The sequence below is a fragment of the Sulfuriferula thiophila genome (assembly GCF_003864975.1).
Classification (GTDB): domain Bacteria; phylum Pseudomonadota; class Gammaproteobacteria; order Burkholderiales; family Sulfuriferulaceae; genus Sulfuriferula; species Sulfuriferula thiophila.
The window spans coordinates 43,140-61,124 of sequence record NZ_BHGL01000028.1 but is presented as its reverse complement, the minus strand read 5'-3'; the positions used below and the strand labels follow the sequence as shown (position 1 = coordinate 61,124).

Here is a 17,985-nt window from a genome sequence, read left to right as displayed (position 1 = left end):
GAATAATAAATGACGTTACAAACCAGTAAGCTAGGTGCGGTTACGATATTGCTCTCAACCTACAATGGGGGCAAATTCCTTCAGCAACAGTTAGATACGTTATATCAACAAACTTATCCGAATATCAGGATGCTGGTCAGGGATGATGGCTCGTCCGATTCGACAAAAAATGTATTAGGCGTTGAGCAATTAGAGGGCCGCGTTGATGTATTGGAATCGCAAAATAATTTAGGCCCTGCTTTGAGCTTTTTTGAGTTGCTGCGGCAAGCGGCCTTAACTGATACTGCCTATGTTGCCTTTTGTGATCAGGATGATGTTTGGCAGCCTGAGAAAATTACCCAAGCAGTTTCGGCTTTGAGTGTGGTTGCGAATGAGCGCCCAGCCATGTATTGCACCAGGGTCGAGTTGGTTGATGAGCATTTAGTACATATCAGTTTCGGTGATGTTCCCAGAAAGATCGGGTTTGGTAATGCATTGGTTGAGAATATTGCTACCGGTTGTACGATAGTACTGAATCGTAAAGCAATTGATCTGCTTTGTGAGAATTTGCCAAGTAGCCCACAGATGCATGATTGGTGGTGTTATTTGGTGCTGTCGTGCTTTGGTGAGGTTATTTTTGATCCGGCAGCCACGATTAAATATCGCCAGCATGGCAATAATACGATTGGCGTGGCGACTAATATCATGGCTCGATATGGCAGAAGGTTCCGAAGATTTTTCGGCAGAGGTAAGCAGCGAGCTTGGTGTAGCGACCATGCTATGACGTTCCTCAAAATTTATGGAAACCGAATTCCTCCGCCTGAAAGGCATGTTATTGATCATTTCATCGCTGCCAAATCTTCGTTTTGGTCGCGTTTGAAATTAGTGTTCTCCAGAGAAGTTTGGCGGCAAAAATTGATTGATAATTTGATTTTGCGAATATTGATATTGATTAATCGAATTTAGTGCATGGTGCCCCGTGCTTTTATCCATTTCCTTATGCCCCTAAAACCCAAAATCTGTTTCATCACCGCCAGCGAGCTGACTGTGCGTTCGTTCCTGCTGGATCAGCTGGCGGCGTTAAGTCAGCGTTATGATGTGACGCTGATTGTGAATACCGATAATCCGAATTTTTTGCGCGAGGCGGGTTTGACTATTCGGGTATTGCCAGTACAGATCGAGCGTAAAATTAGTGTGTGGCGGGATGGTGTGGCGCTGTTGCAGTTGGTACGTATATTCTCGCGCGAGCATTTTGCTGCGGTGCATTCGGTAACCCCTAAGGCGGGGCTGCTGGCGATGCTGGCTGCGGCAATGTGTCGGGTGCCGGTACGTATTCATACGTTCACAGGACAGGTCTGGGCGACTCGGAGTGGTTTGGCCCGGCTGGTGCTGAAAACGCTGGATACGGTGACGGCACGGCTGACAACGCATCTATTAACGGATAGCGATTCTCAGCGTCAGTTTTTGATTGATGAGAGGGTAACTTCGGCGGAGAAGGCTCGTGTACTCGGGCATGGTTCGATCAGCGGGGTGGATATTGCCCGCTTTGTGCCGAATGTGCAGCATCGGCAAGCAGTACGTGAACAGCTAGATATCGCGGATACTGATTTGGTGTTTGTGTATCTGGGGCGGTTGAATGTTGACAAAGGACTGCTGGATTTGGCAGCGGCATTTGCACTGGCCGCACAACCTAACTGGCATTGGCTGATTGTGGGGCCGGACGAGGCCGATATGATGCCGGTGATTATGGCGCAATGTCAGGCAGTTGTGGCGCAAGTGCATTTTGTCGGGCGCAGTCACGCGCCTGAAGTGGAGATGGCGGCAGCGGATGTATTCTGCTTGCCCAGCTATCGTGAGGGCTTCGGTACGGTGCTGATAGAAGCGGCTGCGATGGGCATACCGGCTTTGGCATCACGCATCTACGGTATTACTGATGCCGTGGTTGAGGGGGAGACCGGTTTGCTGCATACGGCCAAAGCAGTCAATGAGATTGCTGAGAAGATGCGGTTGCTGGCCACCGATGCGGAATTGCGCAAGCGTTTGGGTGAGCAGGCGATGCAGCGGGCGCGGAGGGGTTTTTCTCAGGCGTATGTGACGGGCGAAGTGGTGGCGTTTTATGCGCGGGTTGTGCCTGCTGTGATTCGTTGATACGTGGAATTGAAAAAGCTTGGCATGATGTTCTATGCTTGAGTTGCGTTTTTATGTCCTGTATTCTTACTTTATGTGGAACGATATTTAAGGAGTAAGTATGTACGCTGCGACACTCACTGAAAAATTTCAAATTGGTATTCCCAAGGCGTTTCGGGATGATCTTGGGTTGAAAGCCGGGCAACAATTTGTTTTTGTTGCCAAGGGGGACGCCATTATCATGATTCCCCGTCGCGATATTAAGGCTGTGCGCGGTTTGTTCAAAGGCGCTAACACTGATAACTTGCGTGATCGTGTGGACCGATTCTGATGCGGGTTGTTGATACTTGCGGCTGGATAGAGTGGTTGACTGACGGGGCATTGGCGGAGAATTTCGCTCCTTTTCTGATTGATAATGCCAATTTGATTGTGCCAACATTGGTGCAATTCGAACTTTATAAATGGTGTATGCGCGAAAGGGATGAGGCTGTTGCGTTAGACATCATTGGCATTACCGAGAGTTGTCTGGTGCGGCCACTTGATACACGTATAGCGTTGTCGGCGGCAGATTTGTCTGTGCGATATAAATTGGCTATGGCTGATGCAGTGGTCTATGCCAGTGCGATTGCTGCTGATGCGCAATTATATACATCTGATGCTCATTTCGCTGGATTGCCAGGCGTATGTTATTGGCAAAAAATGGCTTAGTGTTTTGCTGGCATGTCTGATGGTGTGTCGTCACAGCATGATCATAAGCTAATACGCTTTCCTTAATTTACAAGCGGTTGACTGTGTATATCAAACTTTTCAAACCCCTGCTGGACAAAATTGGCGCGTTGGTGTTGTTGACCTTGCTGTTGCCAGTGATCATGCTGACGGCACTGGCAATCTTCATGACGATGGGACGACCTGTGGTGTTCCGTCAGTTGCGACCAGGTTTGCACGGGCAGATTTTCCCTATCTATAAATTCCGTACCATGACTGATGAGCGCAATGTTAACGGCGCCCTGCTGCCGGATGATATGCGGTTGAAAGGCGTGGGCAAGCTGATACGCTCGCTGAGTCTGGACGAACTGCCACAGTTGATTAATGTACTGAAAGGCGACATGAGCTTTATCGGCCCGCGCCCGTTGCTGGTTGAGTATTTGCCGTTATATAGTGCAACGCAGTATCGTCGTCATGAGGTAAAACCGGGTATTTCCGGTTGGGCACAAATCAATGGGCGTAACGCGTTGAGCTGGGATGAAAAATTTAAACTTGATGTGTGGTATGTTGATCATTTGTCCTTTGCGCTGGATATGCGGATTGCATGGATGACAGTGTTGCGGGTGATACGCCCGCAAGGGGTGAGTCAGTCGGGTCATGTGACGATGCCAAAATTTACTGGGAAGCAGACTAATGACGATGAACCAGCCTGATATTTGTATCTTTGGTGCAAGCGGTCACGCCAAGGTGGTGATTGATATTGTGGAGCGTGAAGGGCGGTATCGGGTTGCAACGTTATTTGACGATAATGTTGCTTTGCATGGTCAGACGTTCTTTGGCTATGCTGTATCAGGTGGGCGTGATGCTTTGCTGGAACAATATCGTCAGGGGAAAATCGAAGCAGCGATTGTGGCAATTGGTGATAACCGGATACGCGCCATGATTGCAGCATGGCTGATAGCGCATGGTGTACCGCGAGTGAGTTGTATTCATCCTGGTGCCCAGATTGGGCGAGGGGTGCGGATAGGCGTCGGTAGCGTGCTGATGGCAGGAACCGTGGTGAATGCCGATACGCAGATTGGCAATGAGGTCATTATTAACACCGGCGCAACAGTAGATCACGATAATCTGATTGCTGATGCGGTGCATATTTCGCCAGGCTGCCATTTGTGCGGGCACGTATCGGTGGGGCAGGCCAGTTTTATTGGGGCAGGCTCAGTAGTTATTCCCAATGTGGGCATAGGTAGTAATGTAGTAGTGGGTGCGGGCTCGACGGTGTTGAATGATATTGACGATGGCATGCGCGTAGCAGGATCGCCGTGCCGCGCTATTTAGTTTAGAGTGAGTGTACGTTTTGGATGATATGCAATTAGCAATCAATGGCGGTGTCGCCATACGCAATGTGCCGTTTGCACCCTGGCCGTATTTTGCACAGGATGAAATTGACGCTGTGACCCAGGTATTAGGCAGTGGTCGGGTAAATTACTGGACGGGGGATGTGTGCAAGTGTTTTGAACAAGCTTACGCTGAATATACCGGTGCCAAATACGCTATTGCTTTGGCTAACGGTACGTTGGCGCTGGAGCTTGCGCTATATGCGCTTGATATTGGTGCCGGTGATGAGGTGATTGTGCCTAGTCGCACTTTTATCGCTTCGGCCAGTTGTGTGGTGGCACGCGGTGCCACTCCGGTGATTGCAGATATTGATGCAGTAACGCAGAACTTAACCATGGAGACGATACGTGCTGTGGTAACGCCGCGGACGCGAGCCATTATTGCTGTGCATCTGGCTGGCTGGCCCTGCGATATGGATGCGATCATGGCCTTCGCGCGTGAACACAATCTGAAAGTGATCGAAGATTGTGCGCAAGCGCACGGTGCCACCTACAATGGTAAACCGGTAGGCAACCTGGGGGATTTGGCAGCATTTTCGTTTTGTCAGGATAAGATTATTACTACGGGCGGTGAAGGCGGTATGCTATTGCTCAATGACGAGGCGCTATGGAAAAAAGCCTGGGCCTATAAAGATCATGGCAAAAGCTGGGATGCGGTCAATTTGCGTCAGCACCCGCCCGGATTTCGCTGGTTGCATGAGTCCTTCGGTACCAACTGGCGGATGACGGAGATGCAAGCGGCAATTGGCTTACGGCAATTGGCCAAGCTGGATGACTGGCGGCAAAAGCGCCAGACGCATGCGCAATTGTTGAATGCCGGATTGGCTCACCATGAGGCGTTGCGATTGACCGTGCCGCCTGCCGGGATTGGTCATGCTTACTATAAATATTATGCGTTTTTGCGTTTGGGAAAACTGAAACCAGAGTGGGATCAGTCACGCATTGTAGCTGCCATTAATACTGAGGGCGTGCCTTGTTATACGGGGAGCTCCAGTGAGATCTATCGTGAATTGGCGTTTGTTAATCAGGGTTTAGGGCCATCGCAACGCTTGCCAGTTGCACAAGTTCTGGGTGAAACCAGTTTGATGTTCCTCGTGCACCCCACGCTTACTGATGCGGATATGCGCGACATTTGTCAGGCTGTGGGTAAGGTTATGAATCAAGCGACGCTCGCCGACTAACCAATTTTAAGTGAGATATCAGCTGTGGACTTAGTACACACTTCTTTATTTCCACGTACGCCGCTGCTCAATGGCGCTGACGTGGAAGTTACCCGTTCTGCCATCCGCGATTATTTTCATGCGACCTTTACCCGCTATGAGCAACTGTTTGAGACGCTGGCATGCGATGCGGCTTATTTCGAGAAATCGATCAGTCTGCGTCATCCGCTGATTTTCTATTTTGGCCATACTGCGACCTTTTTTATCAATAAGCTGTTGCTGGCCGGGCTGGTGACAGAGCGCATTAACCCGCAATTCGAATCCATGTTCGCAGTGGGTGTGGACGAAATGAGCTGGGATGATCTTAATGACAAGCATTATCCCTGGCCGACTGTCGCCGAAGTACAGGCGTACCGGGATCAGGTGCGCGCGGTGGTGGATGCGGTGATTGCAAATGCGCCGCTGACCTTGCCAATAGACTGGCAGCATCCGTGGTGGACGATAGTGATGGGGATAGAGCACGAGCGCATCCATCTGGAGACGTCGTCGGTATTGATACGCCAGCAGCGGCTGGAATGGGTGCATCCGCATCCGGCGTGGGCAGCGTGCAAGTTGAGCGGTGAGCCTCCGCGCAACGAGTTGGTAAGCATCGCTGCTGGCACGGTGCGCTTAGGGAAAGACCGCGCCGATGGTGTGTATGGCTGGGATAACGAATACGGCGAACATGTGGCTGACGTTGACGAGTTTCAGACGAGTCGCTATTTGGTGACTAATCGCGAATTTCTGGAGTTTGTTGAGGCTAATGGTTACCGCACCGATGTCTGGTGGGATGAGGAAGGGCTTGGCTGGCGCCAGTTCAGCCGCGCGCAACAGCCGACTTTCTGGCAGCGTGATGGTGATGGCTGGCAATTGCGCCTGATGACAGAGTTAGTGACCATGCCGTGGGATTGGCCGGTCGAGGTCAATTATCACGAAGCCAAAGCGTTTTGTAACTGGAAAGCGGCGCAGAGCGGGCAAGCAGTGCGCTTGCCGACTGAGGATGAATGGTACCGTTTGTACGATACCAGTGGTGTGGTTGAAGTTCCCGCAGATGCGCCTGCATCAGCCAATCTGCATCTGGATCACTGGGCTTCAGCGTGTCCGGTTACCCAGTTCGCGCAGGGCGAGCTGTACGATGTGGTGGGTAATGTGTGGCAGTGGACGGAGACGCCGATTTATCCGTTCCCCGGATTTGAAGTGCATCCCATCTACGACGATTTCACCACGCCGACTTTTGACGGGCGGCATAATTTGATCAAGGGCGGTTCGTTCATCGCCTGCGGTAACGAGTCGCGGCGCGATGCGCGTTATGCTTTCCGCCGTCATTTCTTTCAGCATGCCGGCTTTCGTTATGTGGTCAGCGATGTAGCCGCGACGGCGCCAAATGTATATTACGAGAGCGACAAGCAGCTGTCGGAATACGCTGAATTTCATTATGGCGACGAGTATTACGGTGTCGCCAATTTCCCCAAGGCTTTGGCGCAAATTGCGATTGCGGCAATGGTGGACAAGCCGGCGCGTAAAGCACTTGATCTGGGCTGTGCGACCGGCCGGGCCACATTTGAACTAGCGCGACAGTTTGATGAAGTGGTGGGTGTGGATTTCTCCGCGCGCTTCATCAATCTGGGCGTGCAACTGGCGCAAACCGGCAGTATCCGCTACACCCTGGTGGACGAAGGCGAGCTGGTGTCGTACAAAACCCGCGATCTGGCAACGCTGGGGCTGGCTGAGGTGCGCAATAAAGTGCAGTTCATGCAGGGCGATGCGTGCAATCTCAAGCCGATTTTGACGGGATTCGATCTGATACTGGCGGCCAACCTGATTGATCGTTTATATGATCCGGCGCAGTTCCTGTCAGTTGTGCATGAACGCCTTAACCTTGGCGGGGTATTGCTGATTGCTTCGCCGTATACCTGGCTGGAGGAACATACACCACGTCAGGATTGGGTAGGTGGTTACAAGAAAGACGGCGAGAATTTCACCACGCTGGATGGTTTGAAAGCCATGCTTGGCGAGCATTTCCGCCTGGTCGCCGCGCCACAGGACGTGCCGTTTGTGATCCGTGAAACGCGACGCAAGTTCCAGCATACCCTGTCCGAAGTGACGCTGTGGGAACGTGTAAAATAATGTTCGATTTTGATCAGATCATTTCCCGTGCAGGTACTGCCAGCGAGAAATGGGATGGTCGCGCAGCTTATTTTGGTCGCGCCGATGTGACGCCGCTGTGGGTGGCCGATATGGATTTCGCCGCGCCGCCTGAAGTAACCGCGGCGCTGGTAGCGCGGGCTCAGCATCCGATTTATGGCTATACCGTTGCCAGTGATGCAGTGTATGACAGCCTGATCAATTGGCTGAATCAGCAATACGGCTGGCGGGTGGAGCGCGAATGGATAGTGCTGACGCCGGGCGTGGTGCCTTCCATTTACGCAGCAGTGCAGGCTATGACAAAACCCGATCAGGGGGTGATTGTGCAGCCGCCGGTTTATGCGCCGTTCTTCAGTGCGGTGACGGCCAATGGCCGGCCCTTGCTGCAGAATCCGTTACGTCTGGATAATAACCGTTACTACATTGATTTCGAGCAGTTGGAGCAGTGTGCACAACAGGGCGCGAAGCTGCTGTTGCTCTGTTCACCGCATAATCCGGTAGGGCGTGTCTGGCAGCGTGATGAACTTGCGACATTGCTTGATCTCGCTCGCCGTTATCAGCTCACTATCTTGTCCGATGAGATCCATGCCGATCTGGTTTATCCGGAATACCGACATACCCCATTGGCGACGCTGGCGCGGGATGGCGATGCGATCATTACCGCGGTGGCGCCGAGCAAGACTTTCAATATTCCCGGCCTGGGTTTGTCTGCATTGATAATTCCGGATGCCAAAGTGCGCGAGGCAATGGTGGCGGCATTTGCCAGCCTGCATGTGCACAGTACCAATCCGTTCAGTCTGACTGCTTTTGCCTCAGCCTATGCGCATGGCGGCGCATGGCGCGATGCGCTGATGCTGTACCTGCGCGATACCCGTGATGCAGTGATGTGCTATCTCGCGGAAAACATCCCGGCCATCCGTGCCGTTGCGCCGGAAGGCACTTATTTGCTGTGGCTGGATTGCCGCGAACTGCGCATGAGTGACGCGCAGTTGCAAGCCTTCTTCGTCCAGCAATGCAGGATTGGCATGAATCCCGGCCACATCTTCGGCCAGGGTGGCAGCGGCTTCATGCGGCTTAACCTCGCCAGTCCGCGCGCCGTGGTAATGGAGGCGTTGGCGCGGGTGGCAGATAAGCTTGATAAGCATTGTTGATGATGTTTTTAAAGTGCTATAATTAGCACTTTAAATAGTTCTGGAGAATGTCATGGCACATGTCATTTTGGCTGATACAACTGCGAGCGTGTCTGAGTTGAAGAAAAATCCTATGGGTACGATTGCGGCTGGAGATGGCTTCCCGGTCGCAATTCTTAATCATAATGAACCGGCATTTTATTGCGTGCCTGCGAAAGCTTATGAGGCATTAATGGATAAGCTGGAAGATTTGGAGTTAAATGCTTTGGCGGATGCACGCGCTCATCAGGCCGAAATTGAAGTTAATCCTGATGAGTTATAAGCTCAAATTCAAGGAGGAGGCATGGCGGGAATGGGGAAAGCTGGATAACAATGTACGCTTGCAATTCAAAAAGAAACTGCAGGCACTTTTATCTGCCCCTCGCATACTTGCCTCTCAGTTATCCGGGCATCCAAATCGCTTCAAAATCAAACTGAGAGCCGCGGGTTATCGTCTGGTGTATGAAGTGCGTGACAATGACTTGGTCGTGTTGGTAGTCGCTATCGGTAAACGCGAGCGTAATGCAGTTTATAAAGTCGCAGCAAAGCGTTAATGGCCGTGATGGGTGTGGTCGTGATTGGTCCATCGGGCAAACACCGAGTTGTTTTTATTTTCTCCAGCTAATAAGCAGCACCCCGCACAACACCAGCACCGACCCCGCAATTTGCAAGCCGCCAATGTTTTCGCCGAGGAACAGGTAAGCCATAAAAATAGTGGCGATAGGGCCTGCCGAGCCTATCAGCGCAGTGCGTCCGGGATTGATCAGGCGGATGGCTGCAGACAGCATGAATACCGGCAATACCGTGGAGAACATGGCCATGGCTGCAGCCAGTACATAAACCCGCGTGGGCAGTTGTAAGGCGCCTAAGTCATGCGTAGCGGCAAAGTGGCTGAGGGTCATGGTGCTGGCAACGATCATCGCCAGTGTGGTAAAGCGTATCGTGCCTATCCTGTTAATGGCATGACCTGCACCCACCAGATATACCGAATAGCTCAGCGTACTGGCAAATACCAGGCTGGCACCGAGCAGCATATTGGCGGATTGATGGCCCAGATCATGTGCAAACACCAGACCGATCCCTGCGTAACTGATAACCAGTGCAATAACATGTTTGCGCAGGATAGGCTGCTTGAACAGCGCAGCCGAGAGTAATACGGTCATGGTCGGGTAGAGGAACAGGATCAGTCGCTCCAGCCCCGCACTCAGATACTGCAAGCCCATGAAATCGAGCAGGCTGGATACATAATAGCCGATGAACCCCAATCCGATAATCAACAAATAGTCATGTCTGTCCAGTGGCTTGGCATGCTGCTGGCGTGAACTCCAGATGGCTACGGCAATGAACACCGGGACGGCAAATGCCATGCGTAATGCCAGCAGGGTGATGGCGTCGATAGGGGCGACCAGATAGGCGAGTTTGACGAAAATCGCCTTGGCCGAGAAGCCGACTGCGGCAAAGATGGCAAGGGTGACGCCTAGGCTGAATTGGGAGTGGTGTCGAGTATGGGCCATGATCCTTTGGGGGTAACTGGGGACAATGGCGTGAAGCAGGCTGCACGGTTTATCCGCAGCTACTTCTTTCTTTTTGGGTAAATTAAATAGAAATAACTGTCGCGGTGATTTTTGACCACAGCCACAGCATGGCAAACTTTAGAATTGTGTGCAGGACGTTCATGGCTGAATCGTAAGTTGATGCGGGGATGTTGTCAACTTGTGCGGCAATCATTTTGGATTATGGCTTGAAAAGTGCGTATGCAGCTAATGCAATGCCGCCTGTTAATAGCAAGACTATCAGTATGAGCAGGCGTTGCGTGTTGCGCTGATGTCGCAATAACTGCTCAGTCTGGGCGCGTATCGTGGCTGCTTGGTCCTGTGCCAGATAGGCGTGGGCCAAGCGAGGGATTTGCGGCAGCAGGGTTGCCCAGCGCGGTGCCTCATGGCGGATGTTACGCAGTGCCCCGCGCCAGCCGAACTGTTCGTTCATCCAGCGTTCCAGGAAGGGTTTACCGGTTTTCCACAAATCCAGTTCAGGGTCGAGTTGACGGCCCAAGCCTTCGATATTCAGCAGGGTTTTTTGCAGCAACACCAGTTGCGGCTGAATTTCCATATTGAAACGACGTGAGGTCTGGAACAGGCGTAACAACACTTTTCCGAAGGAAATTTCTTTCAGCGGTCGGTCGAAGATGGGTTCGCATACGGCGCGGATGGCAGCTTCAAATTCATCCACGCGGGTGTCTGATGGTGTCCATCCGGCATCGACGTGAGCTTGGGCGACCGCGCGGTAATCGCGCTGGAAGAAGGCGAGGAAGTTCTGCGCGAGGTAGTTTTTGTCGACTTCGGTGAGGGTGCCCATGATGCCGAAATCCAGCGCAATGTATTGGCCTTGCGCGTTGACCTGGATGTTACCCGGATGCATGTCCGCATGAAAAAATGCGTCCCGGAATACCTGGGTGAAGAAAATTTCAACGCCGTTCTGGGCGAGTCTGGGGATGTCGACGCCCATGGCGACAAGCTGATCGAACTGGCTGATAGGCACGCCTTTCATGCGCTCCATCACCATTACGCCAGACTCGCAATAATCCCAATACACTTCCGGCACGATGAGCAGGGTGGAGTGTTCAAAGTTGCGGCGTAATTGCGAACAGTTGGCGGCTTCGCGCATCAGGTCGAGCTCGTCGGTCAGGGTCTTCCTGAATTCGCCGACGACTTCGCGCGGGTGCAGGCGTTTGCCGTCAGCGAACAGCTTTTCAATGAGGATGGCGGCCGCTTCGAGCAAACCCATGTCGTGATCGATGACTTTGGCGATGCCGGGACGCAGCACTTTAACAGCGGCTTCGGTACCGTCGCGCAGGATGGCAAAGTGTACTTGTGCCATCGAGGCGCTGGCGATAGGCTCGGCGTCAAACTGGGTAAACACCTGTTCCAGTGATTTGCCGTAGATGGATTCCAGTGTGGCGCGTACTTCTGCAGCTGCAAACGGCGGTACACGATCTTGCAGGCGGGCGAGTTCGTCAGCGATGTCCAGCGGCATCAGGTCACGTCGGGTAGAGAGCATTTGCCCGAATTTGACGAAAATCGGGCCCAATGTTTCCAGAGCGCGGCGCAAACGTACCGCACGTGGTTCGGACAGGTCGCGCCAGAACAGAGTGAAGCGGACCAGCCGGCGCAAGCCACGTACCCGTTCATGCCCGAGAAAAAATTCATCCAGCCCGAAGCGTGCAGATACCCATACAATAGTTAACAGCCGGAAAATACGCATTTAGAGTGTGGGGTTCAGTCGTTGGGTGAGGAGGTCAATGCGCTTGCTCAGGCGTGCGCTGTCATCGCGCAGCTTGTCGACCTCGGCGATGAACTCATTGAGCTGTTTGCGTTTGGCGAGTAGCGGTGTTTCTTCGTGTGCATATTCAGTGAGCATGGCAGCACTGTCAGCGAGGTTGTTGCGTTGCCAGGTAATCAGGCTGCGGGCTATCTGTACTAACTGATGTGCGGCGCGATCACCGATGAAGCGGGCCAGGTCGGCTTCGGCATCCCAGTCCAGGGTCAGTAAGGTATTGCCGAAATCGGCAGCGAGCTGGGTATCGCCAGTGATGATAATGTCATGGGTTGCGGCATGGTCACCCAGTGCAATGCGGGCGGCGAGCAATGGACCAAGCTGCATCTGGGCATCGGTTTCGTCGTCGCTAATTTGCTGCAGGCGGCCATCGCTATCGATGGCAAATGCGACTTGCAGAGGAAACAGATTAATGGCCAGACTTTTGCCGGTATGGCCCATCAATCTTTGGCGGGCCCACGGTGCACCATTGAGCAAATGATTGAGTGCTGCAACGATGACATAGCCATTGAGCTGGGACAGCATCAGTATTTATAGCCTTTGTGCAGGGCGACTACGCCGCCGCTGAGGTTGTAGTAAGTGACCTTGGCAAACCCGGCATCGCTCATCATGGTCTTGAGCGTTTCCTGATCAGGGTGCATGCGGATGGATTCGGCAAGATATTGGTAACTCTCGGCGTCTTTGGCGATCAGTTTGCCCATGATCGGCAGCAGTTTGAACGAGTAGGCATCGTAAACCGGTGCCAGCGGTTTCCATATCTTGGAGAATTCCAGTACCAGCAAGCGACCGCCCGGACGCAACACGCGATACATGTCGCGCAGCGCAGCGTCTTTATGGGTCATGTTGCGCAGGCCGAATGCGACGCTGACGCAATCGAAATAATTATCAGGGAACGGCAGTTTTTCACCGTCGCACTGCGCGACAGGTATGGCCTGGCCTTCATCCAGCATGCGATCACGACCAACAGTGAGCATGGAGCTGTTGATGTCAGTCAGCCAGACCTGGCCAGTCGGGCCGACTTTTTTCAGGAATAACCGGGTTAAATCAGCGGTACCACCAGCGACATCCAGTACGCGATTGCCGGGACGAACGCCTGACGTTTCAATGGTGAAGCGCTTCCACAAGCGGTGCAGGCCCATCGACATGAGGTCATTCATTACATCGTAACGTTGGGCTACTGAATGGAATACCTCGGCGACCTTACCGGCTTTTTCCGATTCGGCTACGGTTTTGAAACCAAAGTGTGTGCTGTTATCCATGTGCAGGCAGTTCAAGAGAGAATATCGTGAATCATAACCGAGACCGCGCAGAAATAAAAACTTTGGTCTGGTATTGTGGGGGGAGTGGCGAGCCTAACCCCCGGCACTTGCAATAAACAGCTGTGGCTGCTTCCTTCCGGACCTGACCAGGTTCACCGCCTTGCAATGCGGGGAGACCCGCCGCTGTGTATTCTACGCTAGTCACTCTGACAGGCAAAGCGGTATAGTGCACTATTTACAAATGGATCGAGCGAAATGAAGATTTTTTTGCAGTCTGCATTGATTATGTGTCTGGGGTTTTCCGCATTGAGTCATGCGGCGACTGGCAACCTGTTTGAAGACAACGATAGCCAGATAAACAATGCGGTTGAGGATGGTGATAAAAGCTGGAAGGAATTTCAGGCGCATTTACCCGCGTTTCCCAAGAATGAAAATCTGGTGCCGTTTTATGTGAGCGGCATTGCGGGTAATGAGTATGCCATCGATAAAACTACGCTGGATGTGGGTAAAGACGGTGTGGTGCGTTATGCGCTGGTGATCACGACCCGTGGTGGCGCGAAGAATGTCAGTTTTGAAGGCATGCGGTGTGAGACCCGCGAACGCAAGATTTATGCACTCGGACGTGATGATGGTACGTGGATGCGTGCGCGTGATGCGCAGTGGCAAGGCATTTCCGGGCGTTCATTGCTGTCATATCATCGTGCTCTGGCAGATGATTATTTTTGTCCAGTGGGCTTGATCGTGGCGAATCCGGCAGAAGCTTTGCGCAATATTAAAGCGGGTTGGTGATGGATATGCTGAAATTTTGTTGCTGGTAATTGTGGCTGTGCGCGGTTTAGGCTAAAATTCAGCATTACCTGCGCTGTAAATTCAACATGACTCGTTATATCTTTGTTACTGGCGGTGTGGTGTCTTCCCTGGGCAAGGGAATCGCCGCCGCATCTCTCGCCGCGATCCTTGAATCTCGCGGTATGCAAGTCACCATGATGAAACTGGATCCGTATATTAACGTTGATCCCGGGACCATGAGTCCGTTTCAGCATGGTGAGGTCTTCGTTACTGAAGACGGTGCTGAAACCGATCTTGATCTTGGTCATTATGAGCGGTTTACTCACGCCAAAATGTCCAAGCGCAACAACTTCACTACCGGTCAGATTTATGAATCCGTGATCAAGAAAGAGCGTCGCGGTGACTATTTGGGCGGTACGGTGCAAGTTATCCCGCATATTACCGATGAAATCAAGCAGCATATCCGCGACGGCGCTGCCGGTGCGGAAATTGCCATTGTCGAGGTTGGCGGTACGGTAGGCGATATTGAATCGTTGCCGTTCCTGGAAGCCATCCGCCAGATGGGATTGCAGGAAGGTCGCAACAATACCTGCTATATCCACCTTACGCTGGTGCCATATCTGGGCAAGGCGGGTGAGGTCAAAACCAAACCTACCCAGCACTCGGTAAAAGAGTTGCGTGAAATCGGTATACAGCCAGATGTAGTGCTGTGCCGTGGCGATCGGCCGCTGCCGGATGAAGAGCGCCGCAAGATCGCGCTGTTCACCAATCTGGAAGCGAATGCCGTGGTCTCCGTGCATGACGTCGACAGTATTTACAAAATACCGGAAATGCTGCGTGAGCAAGGTATGGATGAGATTGTCTGCCGTAAATTCGGCATCAATCCACCGCCTGCCGATTTGAGCATGTGGAACGGTCTGGTCGAATCGCTGGAGCATCCTCAGCACGAAGTGGATATTGCCATGGTTGGCAAGTATGTGGGGCTGACCGAGTCCTACAAATCCCTGTCTGAAGCATTGATCCATGCCGGTATTCATACCCATACCAAAATTAATATTCACTACATCGACTCCGAACTGCTGGAGCAGGACGGTGTGGGCGCGCTGGCAGGTATGCACGCGATTCTGGTGCCGGGTGGCTTTGGCAAGCGCGGTGTGGAAGGGAAAATTCTTGCAATTCAATATGCACGCGAAAATAAAGTGCCATATCTGGGCATCTGCCTGGGTATGCAACTGGCGGTGATCGAGTTTGCGCGCCATCGTGCGGGCATGGCTGATGCGCATAGTACCGAGTTTGAGCCAGCGACTACGCATCCGATAGTCGCATTGATTTCTGAATGGAAAGATGCGGCCGGGCAAGTTGAAACGCGTTCCGAGGAATCCAATCTGGGAGGCACCATGCGTCTGGGTGGTCAGGCGTGCGAACTGGAAGCCGGCTCGCTGGCACGTCAGGTTTATGGCGCGGATGTGGTTGTTGAGCGCCACCGTCACCGCTATGAGGTGAATGGCGGGTTATTGCCGAAACTGGAGCAGGCCGGACTGAAGGTGAGCGGGCATTCTGCTACGGATGGCTTATGCGAGATGATAGAGTTGCCTGATCATCCGTGGTTCATGGCATGTCAGTTCCATCCTGAGTTTACGTCTACGCCGCGTGATGGGCATCCGCTGTTCAAGGCATTCGTTTCTGCTGCTGTGCAGCATCAAGGAGAGCAGGCATGAAATTATGCGGATTTGAAGTAGGTCTGGATCAGCCTTTGTTTCTGATTGCCGGCCCGTGCGTGGTTGAATCGCGGCAGATGGCGATGGATACTGCGGGCCAGCTCAAGGAAATCTGTGCTGAGCTAGGTATTCCATTTATTTATAAATCATCCTATGACAAGGCTAATCGCAGCTCCGGTACTTCTTACCGTGGCCCTGGACGCGATGCCGGGTTGCAGATTCTGGCTGATGTTAAACAGGCTATCGGCGTGTCGATACTGACTGACGTGCACAGCATCGATGAAATTGCCGAAGTGGCTGCCGTTGTCGATGTGCTGCAGACGCCTGCGTTCCTGTGCCGGCAAACGGATTTTATCCACGCAGTTGCCTGTGCCGGTAAGCCGGTGAATATCAAGAAGGGTCAGTTTCTGGCGCCGTGGGATATGAAGAACGTGGTGGATAAAGCCAAAACCGCGAATGGCGGGCAGGACAACATCATGGTGTGCGAACGTGGCGTGTCGTTCGGCTATAACAATCTGGTATCGGATATGCGTTCGCTGATGGTGATGCGAGATACGGGTTGTCCAGTCGTATTTGATGCAACCCACTCAGTGCAGTTGCCGGGCGGTCAGGGTAATGTTTCCGGCGGGCAACGTGAATTTGTGCCTGTGCTGGCGCGCGCAGCAGTGGCGGCCGGTGTGGCCGGTGTATTTGCCGAGACCCATCCGGATCCGGCCTGTGCATTATCGGATGGCCCTAATGCGTGGCCTTTGGGACGCATGAAAGAATTGTTGTACACATTGAAAGAAGTTGATGCGTTGGTAAAACAGCGTGGATTTATTGAACATACTATCTAACCTGGAGTTGTCCCGGTTAGCGGATAAATTGAGAGGAAACAAATGAGCGTTATTGTTGATGTCATTGCCCGTGAAATTCTGGATTCACGCGGTAACCCTACCGTTGAGGCCGATGTGTTGCTGGAGTCCGGCGTACTCGGGCGTGCGGCAGTTCCATCCGGTGCTTCGACCGGTAGCCGCGAGGCGATTGAGTTGCGTGACGGTGATGCTTCCCGTTATCTGGGTAAGGGCGTATTAAAAGCGGTAGAGTTCGTTAATACCGAAATTTGCGAAGCGATTATTGGTCTGGATGCCGAAGATCAGCATTTCATCGATCAGACCATGATCGAGCTGGACGGTACTGAAAGTAAATCACGTCTGGGCGCCAATGCGATTCTGGCCGTGTCGATGGCGGTTGCGCGTGCTGCGGCTGAAGAATCCGGTCTGCCGTTGTACCGTTACCTGGGCGGTGCCGGTCCGATGAACCTGCCAGTGCCGATGATGAACATCATCAACGGCGGCGCGCATGCCAACAACAACATCGACATGCAGGAATTCATGATTATTCCGCTGGGCGCACCTAGTTTCCGCGAGGCTTTGCGTTATGGTGCCGAAGTATTCCATGCGCTGAAAAAACTGCTGGATGGTCTGGGTATGGCGACTACGGTGGGTGATGAAGGCGGTTTTGCCCCTAATCTGGAGTCCAACGAAGCGGCATTGAAGCTTGTTGTGCAAGCGATCGAAAAAGCCGGGTTTGTGCCTGGACAGGATATTGCTATTGGCGTGGACTGCGCTGCGAGCGAGTTTTATCGTGATGGTAAATATCAGATTGAGTCGGAAGGTCTGGCATTAACTGCGGAACAGTTCACTGACTATCTGGCTGCATGGTGCGATAAGTACCCTATCATCAGTATTGAAGATGGTATGGCAGAAGCTGACTGGGCAGGCTGGGCGGTATTGACTGCGCGCTTGAAGCAGTCTATTCAGCTGGTTGGCGATGACTTGTTCGTTACCAATTCCAAGATCCTCACTGAGGGTATCAGTCGTGGTATCTGCAATTCGATACTGATCAAAGTTAATCAGATCGGAACTTTGTCTGAGACATTTGATGCGATTGAGACCGCCAAGCGTGCTGGCTACACTTCGGTGATTTCACATCGTTCCGGTGAAACCGAAGACACCACCATTGCTGATCTGGCAGTTGCTACCAATGCACTGCAAATCAAAACCGGTTCGTTGTCCCGCTCGGATCGCATGGCAAAATACAATCAATTACTGCGTATCGAAGAAGAGTTAGGCGCTTCTGCGCGTTACCCAGGTCGTGCAGCGTTTTACTCAATAGGTTAATGACCT

19 protein-coding genes and 1 other RNA gene are annotated in these 17,985 nt (G+C 52.5%); 15 read left to right on the top strand and 5 right to left on the bottom strand.

From position 1 onward, the window contains the following. The first annotated feature begins 9 nt into the window (after positions 1-9). From EJE49_RS09175 to EJE49_RS09125, 11 genes are all read left to right on the top strand, one after another. Complete coding sequence (locus tag EJE49_RS09175) at positions 10-945, top strand: glycosyltransferase family 2 protein (protein WP_124950147.1); 936 nt, start codon at positions 10-12, stop codon at positions 943-945. 33 nt (positions 946-978) lie between these two features. Then, positions 979-2,127, top strand: a complete 1,149-nt coding sequence (locus EJE49_RS09170; protein ID WP_189941801.1) for a glycosyltransferase — start codon at positions 979-981, stop codon at positions 2,125-2,127. 100 nt (positions 2,128-2,227) lie between these two features. Further along, positions 2,228-2,437, top strand: a complete 210-nt coding sequence (locus EJE49_RS09165; protein WP_124950145.1) for an AbrB/MazE/SpoVT family DNA-binding domain-containing protein — start codon at positions 2,228-2,230, stop codon at positions 2,435-2,437. Next, positions 2,437-2,814 (top strand): type II toxin-antitoxin system VapC family toxin, encoded by a 378-nt coding sequence (locus EJE49_RS09160; protein WP_124950144.1) that lies wholly within the window; start codon positions 2,437-2,439, stop codon positions 2,812-2,814. Before EJE49_RS09165 ends, EJE49_RS09160 begins: the two co-directional genes overlap by 1 nt. 83 nt (positions 2,815-2,897) lie before the next feature. After that, positions 2,898-3,524 (top strand): sugar transferase, encoded by a 627-nt coding sequence (locus tag EJE49_RS09155; RefSeq protein WP_124950143.1) that lies wholly within the window; start codon positions 2,898-2,900, stop codon positions 3,522-3,524. Further along, positions 3,505-4,146, top strand: a complete 642-nt coding sequence (locus EJE49_RS09150; RefSeq protein ID WP_124950142.1) for an acetyltransferase — start codon at positions 3,505-3,507, stop codon at positions 4,144-4,146. Before EJE49_RS09155 ends, EJE49_RS09150 begins: the two co-directional genes overlap by 20 nt. 28 nt (positions 4,147-4,174) lie before the next feature. Next, positions 4,175-5,386: a DegT/DnrJ/EryC1/StrS family aminotransferase gene (locus tag EJE49_RS09145; protein ID WP_124950141.1), complete on the top strand. Its 1,212-nt coding sequence runs from the start codon at positions 4,175-4,177 to the stop codon at positions 5,384-5,386. A gap of 24 nt (positions 5,387-5,410) precedes the next feature. Next, positions 5,411-7,531 (top strand): 5-histidylcysteine sulfoxide synthase, encoded by a 2,121-nt coding sequence (ovoA, locus tag EJE49_RS09140; RefSeq protein ID WP_223246890.1) that lies wholly within the window; start codon positions 5,411-5,413, stop codon positions 7,529-7,531. Continuing rightward, positions 7,528-8,700: a MalY/PatB family protein gene (locus tag EJE49_RS09135; protein WP_124950265.1), complete on the top strand. Its 1,173-nt coding sequence runs from the start codon at positions 7,528-7,530 to the stop codon at positions 8,698-8,700. Before ovoA ends, EJE49_RS09135 begins: the two co-directional genes overlap by 4 nt. A gap of 52 nt (positions 8,701-8,752) precedes the next feature. Then, positions 8,753-9,001, top strand: a complete 249-nt coding sequence (locus EJE49_RS09130) for a type II toxin-antitoxin system Phd/YefM family antitoxin (RefSeq protein WP_124950140.1) — start codon at positions 8,753-8,755, stop codon at positions 8,999-9,001. Then, the gene (locus EJE49_RS09125; RefSeq protein WP_124950139.1) at positions 8,991-9,272 is read left to right on the top strand and encodes a type II toxin-antitoxin system RelE family toxin; all 282 of its coding nucleotides are present in this window, start codon (positions 8,991-8,993) and stop codon (positions 9,270-9,272) included. The genes EJE49_RS09130 and EJE49_RS09125 overlap by 11 nt, the downstream gene beginning before the upstream one ends. Positions 9,273-9,326: 54 nt before the next feature. Here EJE49_RS09125 and EJE49_RS09120 read toward each other — a convergent pair whose 3' ends face one another. The 5 genes from EJE49_RS09120 to ffs all read right to left on the bottom strand — a co-directional run bounded on the left by EJE49_RS09120 (position 9,327) and on the right by ffs (position 13,492). Continuing rightward, a complete protein-coding gene (locus EJE49_RS09120) occupies positions 9,327-10,232 on the bottom strand; it encodes a DMT family transporter (RefSeq protein ID WP_124950138.1) in 906 nt (301 codons plus the stop codon). A gap of 220 nt (positions 10,233-10,452) precedes the next feature. Then, entirely contained in the window at positions 10,453-11,979 is a 1,527-nt protein-coding gene (gene ubiB / locus EJE49_RS09115) for a ubiquinone biosynthesis regulatory protein kinase UbiB (RefSeq protein WP_124950137.1), read from the bottom strand. Then, positions 11,980-12,576, bottom strand: a complete 597-nt coding sequence (locus tag EJE49_RS09110; protein ID WP_124950136.1) for a ubiquinone biosynthesis accessory factor UbiJ — start codon at positions 12,574-12,576, stop codon at positions 11,980-11,982. Beyond that, the gene (gene ubiE, locus EJE49_RS09105; RefSeq protein ID WP_124950135.1) at positions 12,576-13,310 is read right to left on the bottom strand and encodes a bifunctional demethylmenaquinone methyltransferase/2-methoxy-6-polyprenyl-1,4-benzoquinol methylase UbiE; all 735 of its coding nucleotides are present in this window, start codon (positions 13,308-13,310) and stop codon (positions 12,576-12,578) included. The genes EJE49_RS09110 and ubiE overlap by 1 nt, the downstream gene beginning before the upstream one ends. A gap of 83 nt (positions 13,311-13,393) precedes the next feature. Further along, positions 13,394-13,492, bottom strand: an RNA gene (ffs, locus tag EJE49_RS09100) — signal recognition particle sRNA small type. 73 nt (positions 13,493-13,565) lie between these two features. On the opposite strand from ffs, the gene EJE49_RS09095 reads away from it, so the two are divergent. From EJE49_RS09095 to eno, 4 genes are all read left to right on the top strand, one after another. Next, positions 13,566-14,099 (top strand): CNP1-like family protein, encoded by a 534-nt coding sequence (locus EJE49_RS09095; protein ID WP_124950134.1) that lies wholly within the window; start codon positions 13,566-13,568, stop codon positions 14,097-14,099. Between the two features lie 86 nt (positions 14,100-14,185). Further along, a complete protein-coding gene (gene pyrG / locus EJE49_RS09090) occupies positions 14,186-15,817 on the top strand; it encodes a CTP synthase (RefSeq protein WP_124950133.1) in 1,632 nt (543 codons plus the stop codon). Continuing rightward, positions 15,814-16,653, top strand: a complete 840-nt coding sequence (kdsA, locus tag EJE49_RS09085; RefSeq protein ID WP_124950132.1) for a 3-deoxy-8-phosphooctulonate synthase — start codon at positions 15,814-15,816, stop codon at positions 16,651-16,653. Before pyrG ends, kdsA begins: the two co-directional genes overlap by 4 nt. A gap of 42 nt (positions 16,654-16,695) precedes the next feature. After that, a complete protein-coding gene (gene eno, locus EJE49_RS09080; RefSeq protein WP_124950131.1) occupies positions 16,696-17,979 on the top strand; it encodes a phosphopyruvate hydratase in 1,284 nt (427 codons plus the stop codon). The last annotated feature ends 6 nt before the right edge of the window (positions 17,980-17,985 follow it).

What these genes read in the sequence shown, in the direction of transcription:
- EJE49_RS09175 (WP_124950147.1), top strand. Translation starts at nt 10, where the DNA reads ATGACGTTACAAACCAGTAAGCTAGGTGCGGTTACGATATTGCTCTCA.
- EJE49_RS09170 (WP_189941801.1), top strand. Translation starts at nt 979, where the DNA reads ATGCCCCTAAAACCCAAAATCTGTTTCATCACCGCCAGCGAGCTGACT.
- EJE49_RS09165 (WP_124950145.1), top strand. Translation starts at nt 2,228, where the DNA reads ATGTACGCTGCGACACTCACTGAAAAATTTCAAATTGGTATTCCCAAG.
- EJE49_RS09160 (WP_124950144.1), top strand. Translation starts at nt 2,437, where the DNA reads ATGCGGGTTGTTGATACTTGCGGCTGGATAGAGTGGTTGACTGACGGG.
- EJE49_RS09150 (WP_124950142.1), top strand. Translation starts at nt 3,505, where the DNA reads ATGACGATGAACCAGCCTGATATTTGTATCTTTGGTGCAAGCGGTCAC.
- EJE49_RS09145 (WP_124950141.1), top strand. Translation starts at nt 4,175, where the DNA reads ATGCAATTAGCAATCAATGGCGGTGTCGCCATACGCAATGTGCCGTTT.
- EJE49_RS09130 (WP_124950140.1), top strand. Translation starts at nt 8,753, where the DNA reads ATGGCACATGTCATTTTGGCTGATACAACTGCGAGCGTGTCTGAGTTG.
- EJE49_RS09125 (WP_124950139.1), top strand. Translation starts at nt 8,991, where the DNA reads ATGAGTTATAAGCTCAAATTCAAGGAGGAGGCATGGCGGGAATGGGGA.
- EJE49_RS09120 (WP_124950138.1), bottom strand. Translation starts at nt 10,232, where the DNA reads ATGGCCCATACTCGACACCACTCCCAATTCAGCCTAGGCGTCACCCTT.
- ubiB (WP_124950137.1), bottom strand. Translation starts at nt 11,979, where the DNA reads ATGCGTATTTTCCGGCTGTTAACTATTGTATGGGTATCTGCACGCTTC.
- EJE49_RS09110 (WP_124950136.1), bottom strand. Translation starts at nt 12,576, where the DNA reads ATGCTGTCCCAGCTCAATGGCTATGTCATCGTTGCAGCACTCAATCAT.
- ubiE (WP_124950135.1), bottom strand. Translation starts at nt 13,310, where the DNA reads ATGGATAACAGCACACACTTTGGTTTCAAAACCGTAGCCGAATCGGAA.
- EJE49_RS09095 (WP_124950134.1), top strand. Translation starts at nt 13,566, where the DNA reads ATGAAGATTTTTTTGCAGTCTGCATTGATTATGTGTCTGGGGTTTTCC.
- pyrG (WP_124950133.1), top strand. Translation starts at nt 14,186, where the DNA reads ATGACTCGTTATATCTTTGTTACTGGCGGTGTGGTGTCTTCCCTGGGC.
- kdsA (WP_124950132.1), top strand. Translation starts at nt 15,814, where the DNA reads ATGAAATTATGCGGATTTGAAGTAGGTCTGGATCAGCCTTTGTTTCTG.
- eno (WP_124950131.1), top strand. Translation starts at nt 16,696, where the DNA reads ATGAGCGTTATTGTTGATGTCATTGCCCGTGAAATTCTGGATTCACGC.